The following is a 12,751-nucleotide window of genomic DNA, read 5'->3' as shown; positions in this document are numbered from 1 at the left end:
CTTGATTTACCAACAAGCCAGGTTGAGTTTCATTTTGCTCCAAGAAGCGAGATGAGCTTGTCGGTAATGTCTATGCTGCGGGATGGATTGATATACGGACAAGCATCTGAGTCGGTGTTGACGATGAGCGTGAGATTGTATTCAGAGCCTATCTTGTCGAGGACCATACTGATCTTGTCGTGAAGAGGAGCGAAGATGTCGCGCTCTGCCTCCGACAATAGTCGGCGACTCTCTTCCTTGAAGGCTATGTTTTTCTGCATCAGTTCCTGCAGTTCTGTCTGCCGCTTTTTCAGTATCGTGGGAGGAAAGTCTTTCTGACCTTCTAAAAATGCCTCATACTTGTCGTTGAAGTCTTTCTTTACACGTTCTGCTTCAGCTTCATATTTCACACGCAACTCTTCTATCTGCTGCTGAGCAATGGCATAGTCGGGTATGCAGGTGATAATGTTACCATAACTGAAATAACCCACTGTGGCTGCCTGCTTTTGTTCGGCAACCGCAGTGGTTATGTTTCCATTGTCTTGGGCTTTCACCGACAATACGGCGCATAGCAAAAGAACTATAGAAAGAATGGTTTTCTTCATTATTTTACTTTATACCAAGTTTTGCCTTTACTTGAGCGGTGACGTCGGTGCTCAGTGTAGGGCTAATATATGGGATGCCGCTGGCGTTGTCCATGATATATACATAACCGCCAGCCTGTCCTACTGCCTTAATAGCATCGATAACCTTTGTGGTGATAACCTGCATCTTCTCCTGTGAAGCCTTTGCGAGAGCCTGCTGGTTGTCCTGATAGCTCTGACGTATCTTCTGATCCATCTCCTGAAGCTCTGTCTCACGGCGCTGCTTGATATTCTCAGGAAGGGTATTGGCGTTCGCCTCATAGTCCTTTACCTTCTTTGTAAACTCGTCTTGCATTCCCTTGAGGTCTGCCTCATACTGCTGCTGCAGGGCGTCAATCTCTGTCTTTGCCTTAGTGTATTCAGGCATGGCTTGGATAACCTCCTGAGAATTGACATGTCCGAACTTCTGTGCCATGGCTGCCAATGGTGCCAGCATCAGAATCATAATAAGTACTTTTTTCATTGTTTTGTTATTTTTAATTTTTAAATTATTATTCCTAATATTGTTTTTCCCAATATATAATATTATTCCAATTTTTGTTATTTGTATCCTAACTTCGACAAAACCTCGTCTGAGATATCTATCTTCGGACTACCAAAGATAATACCGCTGTCGCTGGCGCGGTCGAGAACCAACTGATATCCTCTCAGGTCGGCTATGTCGCGAACCACATTGTATATCTCGTCCTGAATGGGAGACATAAGGCTGGAGCGTTTCTTGAACAACTCGCCTTCGGGACCGAAATACTTGCGCTTCAGCTCGCTGGCTTCCTGCTCTTTCTTCATTATGGCATCTTGCTTGGCCTTCTTCTGTTCGTTGGAGAGGAAAGCTACCTCGTTTTGGTAGTTCTTATACATAGTTTGGGCTTCGGTATTGATTGCCTCTACCTCTGCCTGCCATTTCTTAGATACTTGGTTCAACTGTTCATTGGCACGCTCGTAAGCAGGGATATTCTTCAGTATGTACTCCATGTCAAGGAGAGCAAACTTCTGTGCATTGGCAGCTATCGCTGTCATCGCAACGACGATTACCAAAAAGATCTTCTTCATATTACTAATGTTTTTATATTTCTTTGTTGAAGGGTTCACTAAAACTCTTGTCCAAGAATGAAGTGGAACTGACTGCCACCCTTTGTTCCTGTTGATAAGGCCTTGTCGAAACCATATGCCCAGTCAATACCCATAAGACCTACCATCGGGAGGAAGATACGTACACCGACTCCTGCTGAGCGCTTCATGTCAAACGGATTGAACTTGTTGGTATCGTACCATGCGTTACCTCCTTCAAGGAATCCGAGACCATAGATGGTGGTGTTGCCAAGCATCAGTGGGTAGCGGAGCTCTAAGGTGAAGCGGTCGTAGGCATATCCTAATGACGAATATGGTGTCAACGAACCGTTCTCATAACCACGAAGGGCTATCGTCTCCTGTGCATAACCAGTAGAATAGCCGCTCATACCGTCGCCACCAACATAGAATGTCTCAAACGGCGACTTTTTGTCTCTGTTATATGCACCGAGGATACCCAACTCCACGCGTGTCATGAGCACAAAACATTTCTGTCCGTTGGTTAATGCGGTATATGTACGTGACTTAAACTTCCATTTATGATACTCTATCCAACGGTATTTTTCCTGAAGTTCAGCGTCGTAGGTGGCTGAGTAGCGGTCGGTGGCAAGCGAACCGTAGTCTTTGTTGTCGAACATTGACCATGGTGGAGTAAGTGTGACTGACGCCATAAACTCTGAACCGCGACGTGGGAACAACTGGTTGTCGGTACTTGTACGGGCAAGCGTTATTCCTAAGTTGATATTGTTACAGTTTCCATTCGAGATGATGAAATACTGCCAGTCACGCAACATGTATCGCTGGTATGACAACGACATGGACAATTGGAAATAGTCGTCGGGCCAACGAAGACGTTTACCCCACCCTATCGACATACCGAAGAGCTGCACGTACTTGTCGTCGTCAAGATAACTCTCGTAGTTGTTGTAGTAGTTGTTGTAAGAACCATAACCACCATAATAATTATACATGGAGTTCATCCATGAACTATTGTAGTAGTTGCTGTTCACGTCGGTCTGCTTTGAATAGTATGCACCGATATTGAAAGCATTTGGACGCTTGCCGCCAAACCATGGAGCCGAGTAGTTGATGCTATACGACTGGTAGTAAGAACCATTGGTCTGTGCCGAAATGGCAAGCTGCTCGCCGTCGCCAATAGGCATAATGCCGCGATGCATCTTATTCTTTCCAAAGAGGTTACGCATAGAGAAGTTGTTGAGCTTCAATGATATGCGACCAATAACACCTGTCTGTCCCCATCCTAACGAGAACTCCACTTGGTCGTTGGATTTTTGTTCCAAAGGCCAGTTGATGTCAACCGTTCCATCCTCGTAGTTGGGCTGAACATCGGGGTTGACCTTCTCTGGATCGAAGAATCCCATGGAAGCTATCTCACGTGCGGTACGCATCAGGGCGTCTTTTGAGAACAGATCGCCTGGCTTGCATTTCAGCTCGCGTCTTACCACATCCTCATAGAGGCGGTCGTTACCATATATTCGCACATGGCTGATGTGAGCTTGCTGTCCTTCGGTGATGCGCATCTCAAGGTCGATCGAGTCGCCAACGATATTCACCTCCGTAGGTTCGAGATTGTAGAAGAGATAACCATTGTTCCAATAGTAGTTTCCTACTGCATCTTCATCCTCTGACAGGCGTTTGCGCAACTCTTTCTGGTTATACACGTCGCCGCCTTTCATGCCGAGAAGCCTGTTGAGATATTCGGCTGTAACTACCGTATTACCAACCCACGTGATGTTTCTGATGTAGTATTTCTGACCTTCGTCAATCTTTATGTAGATGTTAACGTGGTTTTCGTCGTGATTGATAATACTGTCGCGAACGATGGTCATGTCGCGGTATCCTAACTCATTATATTTTTCAATGAGGTTCTGTTTGTCTTTTTCATAACGCTCGGGAGTGAACTTCTTCGACTTGAGGAACGAACCGACAGTTCCTGCCTCGTGGGTCTTTGAGAATACACCTTTCTTAAATAGTCCGCCCTTGATTTTCGACAATTTGAGGTTGTTGTTTCCGTCAATGAAGATATAACGTACTTTCATCTTGTCTTTCTTGTCGATATTGACATCAAGGATGACTTGGTTGCTGCCTGTCACATCATCGCGTTGCATGATGTTGATGTCGGCATTCTTGTATCCCTTCTCGTCGAAATATTTTTTTGCGAGGATTTTTGCGCGGTCTATCATGTTAGGAGTGATCTGACTGCCTTTCATGATGCCCAGCTTGGCTTCCATGTCCTCACGTTCCGACTTCTTGATGCCATGATAGTTTATGGCGCTCACACGTGGACGTAAAGAGAGGTTGAAGCAAAGGTATATCTTGTCCCCGACAATGGAGTCTGCAGAAATGCTGACCTTTGAGAACAGGCCGTGTCGCCAGTATCTTTTTACAGCTTCTGTTATCTCCTGTCCTGGTACTCTTATCTCTTGTCCTACTGACAGTCCCGACAGACCCGTGAGCACATAATCCTCATATCCTTCAACGCCTTTTACAGAAAGTCCGCCAATGGTACATGTCATGGGCGAGCCTGCATAGGAAATCTCCGGATTGACAATCACGTCTTGGGCTTTTGCCGTGCCGAGACAACAGCTGGCAAGGATAACCAGTGCTGACACCTTATTTATAATATAAGTCTTTATAGAACTTTTCATTCTCTATTTACTTTGTGTTTTCGTTATTTTCCACTTGCTCTTCAGTCTTTCCAAAGCGTCTTTGCTTGCTCTGATAGATTGCTATCGCCTTGTGCAAATCTTCTTCGCTGAAGTCTGGCCAATAAGTGTCGCAGAAGTATAGTTCGCTGTATGCTATCTGCCACAAAAGGTAGTTGCTTATGCGTATCTCGCCTCCAGTGCGGATGAGAAGGTCTGGATCGGGCATGAAGTTTGTGGTGAGATTCTTTGATATTGTATCTTCTTCAATATCATTTATATTCATCTTACCCTCAGCTACATCTGAGGCAATCTTCTTCACAGCTTCGGTTATTTCCCATCTCGAAGAATAACTCAGTGCCGCTATCAATGTCATTCTCGTATTGCCAGCTGTCCGTTCCATTGTTGCTTTCAGCTTGTCTTGTACTGGTTTTGGAAGTCGTGTCATATCGCCTATAACAAGAAACTTCACGTTGTTCTTAATGAATATTTCATCTTCAAGAGATGTTAGCACAAGTCCCATGAGAGCTGCGACCTCATCAGCCGGACGATTCCAGTTTTCGGTTGAGAAAGTGTATAGTGTGAGATATTTTACTCCAAGGCGTGCGCTTTCAGACGCGATACGTCTTACCGTGTCCACGCCAGCTTGATGTCCATAACTGCGTTCTTTTCCTTTTTCCGTTGCCCAACGTCCATTGCCATCCATGATGATGGCCACATGTTCGGGCATTCTGTTCATGTCAATATTGTATGCCATATTTTTTTATTTAAAAGTCGTCGTTATGACAGGTTCTGCATTTCGCCCAAATGTCGTATGTTAACGCTATTTGTAGCATGCTATAACTGTCTTTGTTCTTAAATATTCCACTGCTTTTTATGCCGTAAGGATCATATACTCCATCGATGTTGTCGCTTGTGGTGAAGTGCATTATCCATGCAGCATTCAGGTTCAGCCGTGGTGCTATTTTGTATTTTATTCCTGCTCCCAACGGGAGATTGGTGGCTATCACACTTCCTCCCACTGTGCTGGCTATTGTCAAGCCAATGCCTCCTGTTATGTATGGTACAAGTCTTTTTGCTCCTTTGTATTCTCTTCCTGTGCCGTATGGCCAGAAATTGTATTCATAGCGTCCTCCAATGTCAACAACGCTGTTGCTGAACGACTCTTGGGTGGACGATAGCATCGGATAGTATGTTGACTGACGGTCGTATTTACCTTTTATTGGTATGTAGCCTATTTCCAGTGCCCATGCCATCCTCGGATTGGGTTTGAGTCTCGCTGATACTACCGCCATAGGTTGCATGTTTGCCGTCAGACTACCGTTAAGGTCTCCTTGATAACTGGCAAGTCCTGTGCCGGCACCTATCTCCATCTTGTATTCTGGTTCGTCTTGTGCCATTGTTACATGGGCTGCCAGCAGCAGTATGGTTAGTATCCAAATTCTCATTCTGTTTATCTATTCCACGACATTTTGTTTATTCGCCCTTTCCATACTTGTCCTGTATGGTTGAGCATTATCCATATATAATTGTCTGAATCTGTGCAAACAGATACAGCTGAAGCACTTTTGTCAAATCCATATGGATAGGTGATATAGTCAAGACTGTTCCATGAATATCCATGATCATAACTAATGTATATCTTCGAGAAGGCTCCAACATAACATCCGTCGAGTCCCTTTCCTCCCAGTGCCATAAGCATGTCATTATGTCTCACTACATTGAGATTTTCGAGACGTGGCAATGTCTTTTTGCTCTTACTGTCATAGTTTATGTATGTCCATTCGTTACCCTCGCTGTAATCGTTGTTTTCGATTATCTTTCTCCATATGGTGGCGGTGTTGTCCATAGTTGATATCTCGGGACGTATTCCGAACAGAACGATGGTCTCTTCGTCTTTGTTTTTCCCGTATTGATAACAAGTATAGGAAATGTCTTCTGTAGGAAGATTCTTGCCATCTGAGTCCATCGTATCTTCGATCCATGTCTTTCCTTTGTCTGTTGAATAGAAGATAATGTTTTCTGCCGTCTTGCCGTAAATGGCTTTACTGCTTGCTGCCAACAACTGTATTACTTCCGGACTGTCGGTCACGATGTCATAGCTTTTGGCATCTTTCGATGTCTTTAGTGTTCCGTTGTCTATCACATATAGCTCATTGTTGAATACCACAGCATTGTTATAACTGTTTGTTTCGAGTGTGATACCTGTATCAGTGAATGTCCTTCCGTTCGAGGCGTTAATTGTAAGTACTCTTGTTTTTTGTCCGTCTGTGCCTAACACGACAATCTCTCCGTTGAGATTATATGCTTTCATGTCTTGGAGCGAGGCAAGTTCACGGCTATCTGGCATTTGTTTCCATACGAATGAGTCGGCTTTTTCTTTATGGATATTGACAGTTATCTTGTATTTTTTCACGTTTACTCCGCTTGACGAATACACGCTTACTTCCCTTGGACTTGAAAAGTCAATGCTGTCTGCTGTGTTGAAGTAGGCTATTGAATCGCTTTTCAGTGACTTTATTCCTGCATAGCTATTGTTCTTGGTTGAGTAGTTGCAGAGTATCTTTGTTGGGTCTGTGCCCAGAGGTAGTGAGTCAACATTGTATATCTCTCCTTTTATCTGGTCGATGACAAAAGGATAGTTTGCCACATTGCTACTTATCTCGATGTATGTCGAGTCTTCACCTGTTGAAGATTTTGTATGGCGTGTGATTTTTGCATTTGAAAGAGAGAATGCTGTAATTGCGGCATCGTCGTAATAAGTGACGGTGTCGTTATCTGAGTTAAGGCATGAAGCCATGAACATTGCTGCTGTAAAAAGCAGACAAAATGGACGGAAAAATCTTCTCATCAATTATTATTTTTATTTTTAGGTGCAAATTTACTTAGTTTTCTTCAAATATCTGCAACTTCTTACTTTATATTAAGTTAAATATATGATAAAAAGTCGCTTTTTATGCGATATTTGTTGAAAATGACCTTTTTTTACTCTTTTTTCACTTCTTTTTTTGTCATAATAGTGCTCAGAAGAACAAAATAAAAAAGAGCGGACATTGCCGCTCACTTTTTATTTTTTTCAGTGTACATTGGTATGCTTAAGGGTAAATATTCCTATAGCCATCATACCTAATGTTGTTGCAGTTATTACTGCCATCTGTATATCCATCATCATGATTCTTTCTTCTTTGTTGTTGTTTTTATCCTTGAATACGTGTGCAAAGGTAGTCCCTTTTTATAATAATAAGGAAAATACTTGTGACAATCGAATTATAAAATGGATTTTTTTGACGTAGGTCAAAACCATATATAAAGCAAGCTCTGCCGACAAGTCACTTGCCAGCAGAGCTAATAACAAAGATATATTAGAGTGTTATGACTCAAATGTTAGTCTGTTGCCAGACAATAAGCTTCTTAGAGCTGTGGACCTGCTGCAACGAGGGCCTTGCCTGCTTCGTTAGTAGTGTACTTAGCGAAGTTCTTGATGAAGCGTGCTGCGAGATCTTTAGCCTTCTCCTCCCACTTGCATGCGCACTCGTAAGTGTCGCGTGGGTCGAGGATAGCAGGATTTACGTTTGGCAGAGATGTTGGTACCTCAAAGTCGAACATTGGGATCTTCTTTGTTTCTGCCTTCAGGATTGAACCATCGAGGATTGCGTCGATGATACCACGTGTATCTGGAATAGAGATGCGCTTGCCTGTTCCGTTCCAACCTGTATTAACGAGGTAAGCCTTAGCGCCGCTCTTCTCCATCTTCTTCACGAGTTCCTCAGCATATTTTGTTGGATGCAGCTCGAGGAATGCCTGACCGAAGCAAGCAGAGAATGTTGGTGTTGGCTCTGTGATGCCGCGCTCTGTTCCCGCAAGCTTTGCTGTGAAGCCAGAGAGGAAGTAGTACTGAGTCTGTGCAGGTGTCAGGATAGATACTGGAGGAAGTACTCCGAATGCGTCAGCTGAAAGGAAGATAACGTTCTTTGCAGCTGGAGCTGATGAACCTGGCTGGATGTTGTTGATGTGATTGATTGGATAAGATACGCGAGTGTTCTCTGTAACGCTCTTGTCGTTGAAGTCAATCTTACCATCCTCTGCTACTGTAACGTTCTCAAGAAGGGCGTTACGCTTGATGGCACCATAGATGTCTGGCTCGTTCTCCTTAGAGAGGTTGATAACCTTAGCGTAGCAGCCACCTTCGAAGTTAAACACGCCATTGTCGTCCCATCCGTGCTCGTCGTCACCAATAAGGCGGCGCTTTGGATCTGTTGACAAAGTGGTCTTACCTGTACCAGAGAGACCGAAGAAGATAGCTGTATTCTCACCGTTCATGTCGCAGTTTGCAGAGCAGTGCATAGAAGCGATGCCCTGGAGTGGGAGGTAGTAGTTCATCATAGAGAACATACCCTTCTTCATCTCACCGCCGTACCATGTGTTGATGATAACCTGCTCACGGCTTGTAACGTTGAATGCAACGCAAGTCTCAGAGTTAAGACCAAGCTCCTTGTAGTTCTCTACCTTTGCCTTCGAAGCGTTGTAGATAACGAAGTTTGGCTCGAAGCTCTCGAGCTCCTCTGCTGTTGGCTGGATGAACATATTGGTCACGAAGTGTGCCTGCCATGCTACCTCAACGATAAAGCGAACTGCCATACGAGTGTCCTTGTTTGCTCCGCAGAATGCGTCAACAACATAGAGGTTCTTGTTGCAAAGTTCCTTAACAGCAAGATCCTTAACTGTTGCCCAAACTTCCTCAGACATTGGGTGGTTGTCGTTCTTATATTCTTCAGTTGTCCACCATACAGTGTCCTTTGAGTTCTCGTCCATGACGATGTACTTGTCCTTAGGTGAACGTCCAGTGTAAATACCAGTCATTACGTTGACAGCACCAAGTTCAGTGTTCTTGCCAACCTCATAACCCTCAAGTCCTGCCTTTGTTTCCTCTTCGAACAACTGTTCGTAAGAAGGATTGTGCGCGATCACTGTTGAACCAGTGATGCCATACTTTGTCAAATCTAAGTTTGCCATTTTTTATATTTATGAATTTTAGTTGTGAATACTCTTTCTTCTATTACCTATTGGGATTTAGACACCCTTTTTTTCGAGCGCAAAGGTAGTAATATTTCTCCTTATTACAAAATATTGAGGCCATAATTTTTCAAATAGTAATTCTTTTTTCGTTAAAGTAATCAAAAAATAACAATATGGAAACGTTTTTGTAATTTATAGTTTGCAAAAATCAAGTCTTTTTATCACTTCTGCTACTCTGTTGTCGTCTTTGCTTATGTTGATTTCACCTTACTATATTAGTCGTGGATATTACTAAGTGAATTATACTATTAAAGTTCATTGCCCACTATTTGGGACAATGAACTTTAATAAATTAATATTGAAATCTTATTTGTTTTTGCTACAAAAACAGACTTTTTGAGCTAGACTACTTCACTTCCCACGTGTCGTTTGTCTCAAGAAGCTCCATAAAGTTATGATATTTCTTTTGTGCTTTCACATCTTCAATCTGCTGGTTTACAGCTTCGTCGTATGTAGGAGCTTCAACATCGCGAATAATGCCGAGAGCTATAGGGTATCCATGTTCGTTGTCCATCATGGCCAACTTTAGCTGGAGGGTGTTGTCTTCGCAATGTGCGTCGTGTACCAGGATGTCTTTTTCTGTGATTCCGTTTTCTCCGATCTTCACCACCTTGAGTCCGAATCCCTCCTGAACCAGTCCGTATTCGTTGTTCTCGCCGAAGATAAGAGGTTGTCCGTGCTTTACATAAATGGCATTCTTCTTGCGTCCTTCCTTATTATATACCGGGTCGTAGCATCCGTTGTTGAAGATGACACAGTTTTGGAGAATTTCACAAACAGATGCACCCTTGTGCTTATATGCTGCTTTCAGGATTTCTACTGTTTCTGGGGCATCTGTAGCTACTGAGCGTGCAAAGAAATGACCTCGTGCACCGAAGCAAAGCTCAGCTGGACGGAATGGGTCTTCAACAGTACCGTAAGGACTTGACTTGCTGACGAATCCTCGAGGTGAGGTTGGAGAGTATTGTCCCTTGGTAAGTCCGTAGATACGATTGTTGAGCAGTATCATGTTGAGATCAATATTGCGTCGCATGGCGTGAATGAAGTGGTTGCCGCCGATAGCAAGACCATCGCCGTCACCGCTTATCTGCCATACGGTCAACTTCGGATTGGCTACCTTTGCGCCAGTTGAGATGGCAGCTGCACGACCGTGTATGGTCTGCATGGCATATGTATTTACATAGTATGGCAGACGACTTGAACATCCAATACCTGAAATCACGGCAGTCTCGTAAGGTGCAACACCACACTCTGCCATTGCCTTGTGCAAGGAGGCGAGGAAAAAGTGGTCACCACATCCAGGACACCAACGTGGCTGTCCTTTTTTATAATCTTGTGCTGTATATTCCATTGTTTACTTCTTTTTTATTATTTTTCCAATATCTCCTTAAAACTTGCGACAAGTTCTGTTACGACAAATGGCTGACCCTTAACTTCGTTGAACTGATAAGGTGCGAAATTGTCAACTTTGCTTCTCAGGAATGCGGCAAACTGTCCGAGATTTTGCTCCGCCACTACTACCTTTTTGTATTTTGTAAGCACTTCCGCTGTATTTTTTGGCAGTGGATTGATGTACTTAAACTGTGCTAAAGCAACTTTCTTGCCTTCTTTCTGAAGTTCTTCCATTGCGCTGTAGAGATGACCAAATGTGCTGCCGAAACCGACTAACAGGAGGTCGGCATCGTTTTTGTCGCCATAAACCTCTACATCAGGAACAGGTATGCGTGCAACCTTCTCTGCGCGGAGATGGCACATCTCGTTGTGATTCTCTGGTTCAGTAGATATGGCACCTGTCTTGCCGTCCTTTTCCAGACCGCCGAGGATGTGTGTGTAGCCTTCTTGACCTGGTATAGCCCAATAGCGTACCAACGATTCTGGATCACGCTCGTATGGCGTATAGCATCCTTTTTGTTCTGGCTTGACATAGTGTGGGTTTATTGCATCGAGATCTGCGATGTTTGGCAGTTTCCATGCTGCTGAACCGTTTGCGATGAAAGCGTCTGTAAGGAGCATCACAGGAGTGAGATGTTCAAGGGCAATTTTCGCTGCTTGATATGCGGCGTCGAAACAGTCTGTAGGACTTGTCGCGGCGATTACTGGCATTGGGCTTTCGCCGTTTCGTCCATAGAGAGCCTGGAGAAGGTCGGTCTGTTCGCTCTTTGTGGGCAGACCGGTAGAAGGACCGCCTCGTTGCACGTCAACGATTACCAATGGCAGTTCGTCAATTACGGCAAGGTTTATCGCCTCTGACTTCAAGCATACTCCAGGTCCAGAGGTGGATGTAGCTGCGAGTGCACCTGCGAATGATGCACCTACGGCACTTGCACATCCAGAAATTTCATCCTCGCACTGAACGGTGATTACGCCGCACGACTTGTGTTTTGACAACTCGTGGAGTATATCGGTAGCGGGAGTTATAGGATACGAGCCAAGGAATAGCTTGAGCCCAGCCTTCTCTGCTGCTGCAATAAGTCCGTATGCCGTAGCTTTGTTACCAGTGATATCCATATAGCGTCCCTTTTCCTTTGTGGTGGATTCTATGCGGTATGTAGCTGGTACGCTTGCGTGGGTGTTGTGTCCGTAGTCATATCCCGCCTGTACGACTTTGATATTGTTTTCCGCTAGCTGTGGTTTTTTGGCAAATTTCTCGCGAAGGAAGTTTGCAACGAGGTTTAGATCTCTGTTGAAAAGCCAACATACGATACCTAAGGCAAACATATTGCGGCACTTGAGAATGGCCTTGTTGTCCATACCACTGTCGGCAAGGCAGTCTTTCACCATCTTTGTAAGAGGACACTGAACGACACGGTCAGAGTCGATACCCATCTCTCCGAGGTAGTCCTCTGTCTTGAAGTTTGCCTTTTCAAGATCCTTTGGTCCGAAGCTGTCAGTGTCAATGATGATAGTGGCTTGAGGTTTGGCATATTTGTATTGTGTCTTTAATGCGGCAGCGTTCATTGCCACGAGCACATCACACTTGTCGCCTGGAGTATATACACGTCCAGCTCCGATATGTACTTGAAATCCCGATACACCAGTAAGCGATCCTTGCGGGGCGCGAATGTCTGCTGGATAGTCGGGGAATGTAGAAATACCATTACCTACAGTAGCCGATACCGTAGAGAAGATGTTTCCGGCCAACTGCATTCCGTCGCCGGAGTCTCCTGAGAAGCGTACGACCACTTGGTCGAGCTCCTTTACTTCCATTTTTTCTGCCATAGCGTTTGCAAATTTAATTCTTTGTTCTGAATTTTGGGTGCAAATTTAGGAAGCTTTGTTGAAATAACCAAATGTTTTACCAAAAATCTTTCATAAATG

Annotated in this window: 10 protein-coding genes; all 10 read right to left on the bottom strand. The window is 44.2% G+C overall.

What is annotated here, in order from left to right:
* Positions 1–29: 29 nt before the first annotated feature.
* Complete coding sequence (locus tag CIK99_RS12520) at positions 30–584, bottom strand: OmpH family outer membrane protein (RefSeq protein ID WP_094381827.1); 555 nt, start codon at positions 582–584, stop codon at positions 30–32.
* Positions 585–588: 4 nt separating this feature from the next.
* A complete protein-coding gene (locus CIK99_RS12515) occupies positions 589–1,086 on the bottom strand; it encodes an OmpH family outer membrane protein (RefSeq protein ID WP_094381826.1) in 498 nt (165 codons plus the stop codon).
* Between the two features lie 77 nt (positions 1,087–1,163).
* On the bottom strand, positions 1,164–1,673 hold the full coding sequence (locus CIK99_RS12510) for an OmpH family outer membrane protein (RefSeq protein WP_094381825.1): 510 nt from the start codon (positions 1,671–1,673) through the stop codon (positions 1,164–1,166).
* A 38-nt stretch (positions 1,674–1,711) separates the two neighbouring features.
* Complete coding sequence (locus CIK99_RS12505) at positions 1,712–4,360, bottom strand: outer membrane protein assembly factor (protein ID WP_094381824.1); 2,649 nt, start codon at positions 4,358–4,360, stop codon at positions 1,712–1,714.
* 7 nt (positions 4,361–4,367) lie between these two features.
* Positions 4,368–5,114, bottom strand: coding sequence for an isoprenyl transferase (locus CIK99_RS12500; RefSeq protein ID WP_094381823.1), 747 nt, complete (start codon positions 5,112–5,114; stop codon positions 4,368–4,370).
* Between the two features lie 10 nt (positions 5,115–5,124).
* Positions 5,125–5,805 (bottom strand): DUF6089 family protein, encoded by a 681-nt coding sequence (locus CIK99_RS12495; protein WP_094381822.1) that lies wholly within the window; start codon positions 5,803–5,805, stop codon positions 5,125–5,127.
* A 5-nt stretch (positions 5,806–5,810) separates the two neighbouring features.
* Complete coding sequence (locus CIK99_RS12490) at positions 5,811–7,208, bottom strand: DUF6242 domain-containing protein (RefSeq protein ID WP_144007995.1); 1,398 nt, start codon at positions 7,206–7,208, stop codon at positions 5,811–5,813.
* Between the two features lie 560 nt (positions 7,209–7,768).
* Positions 7,769–9,370: a phosphoenolpyruvate carboxykinase (ATP) gene (gene pckA / locus CIK99_RS12485; protein WP_094381820.1), complete on the bottom strand. Its 1,602-nt coding sequence runs from the start codon at positions 9,368–9,370 to the stop codon at positions 7,769–7,771.
* Between the two features lie 409 nt (positions 9,371–9,779).
* The gene (locus CIK99_RS12480; RefSeq protein WP_094381819.1) at positions 9,780–10,784 is read right to left on the bottom strand and encodes a 2-oxoacid:ferredoxin oxidoreductase subunit beta; all 1,005 of its coding nucleotides are present in this window, start codon (positions 10,782–10,784) and stop codon (positions 9,780–9,782) included.
* 17 nt (positions 10,785–10,801) lie between these two features.
* Positions 10,802–12,652: a 2-oxoacid:acceptor oxidoreductase subunit alpha gene (locus tag CIK99_RS12475; RefSeq protein ID WP_094381818.1), complete on the bottom strand. Its 1,851-nt coding sequence runs from the start codon at positions 12,650–12,652 to the stop codon at positions 10,802–10,804.
* Between the last annotated feature and the right edge of the window lie 99 nt (positions 12,653–12,751).

Origin of the sequence: Prevotella sp. P5-92 (assembly GCF_002251245.1) — a bacterium.
In the GTDB taxonomy this organism is placed as follows: domain Bacteria; phylum Bacteroidota; class Bacteroidia; order Bacteroidales; family Bacteroidaceae; genus Prevotella.
The sequence above is the reverse complement of the archived record's forward strand: the minus strand, read 5'-3'. Positions and strand labels throughout refer to the sequence as shown.

Excerpts from the sequence above, each read along its gene's own strand:
- CIK99_RS12520 (WP_094381827.1), bottom strand. The coding sequence starts at position 584 with ATGAAGAAAACCATTCTTTCTATAGTTCTTTTGCTATGCGCCGTATTG.
- CIK99_RS12515 (WP_094381826.1), bottom strand. The coding sequence starts at position 1,086 with ATGAAAAAAGTACTTATTATGATTCTGATGCTGGCACCATTGGCAGCC.
- CIK99_RS12510 (WP_094381825.1), bottom strand. The coding sequence starts at position 1,673 with ATGAAGAAGATCTTTTTGGTAATCGTCGTTGCGATGACAGCGATAGCT.
- CIK99_RS12505 (WP_094381824.1), bottom strand. The coding sequence starts at position 4,360 with ATGAAAAGTTCTATAAAGACTTATATTATAAATAAGGTGTCAGCACTG.
- CIK99_RS12500 (WP_094381823.1), bottom strand. The coding sequence starts at position 5,114 with ATGGCATACAATATTGACATGAACAGAATGCCCGAACATGTGGCCATC.
- CIK99_RS12495 (WP_094381822.1), bottom strand. The coding sequence starts at position 5,805 with ATGAGAATTTGGATACTAACCATACTGCTGCTGGCAGCCCATGTAACA.
- CIK99_RS12490 (WP_144007995.1), bottom strand. The coding sequence starts at position 7,208 with ATGAGAAGATTTTTCCGTCCATTTTGTCTGCTTTTTACAGCAGCAATG.
- pckA (WP_094381820.1), bottom strand. The coding sequence starts at position 9,370 with ATGGCAAACTTAGATTTGACAAAGTATGGCATCACTGGTTCAACAGTG.
- CIK99_RS12480 (WP_094381819.1), bottom strand. The coding sequence starts at position 10,784 with ATGGAATATACAGCACAAGATTATAAAAAAGGACAGCCACGTTGGTGT.
- CIK99_RS12475 (WP_094381818.1), bottom strand. The coding sequence starts at position 12,652 with ATGGCAGAAAAAATGGAAGTAAAGGAGCTCGACCAAGTGGTCGTACGC.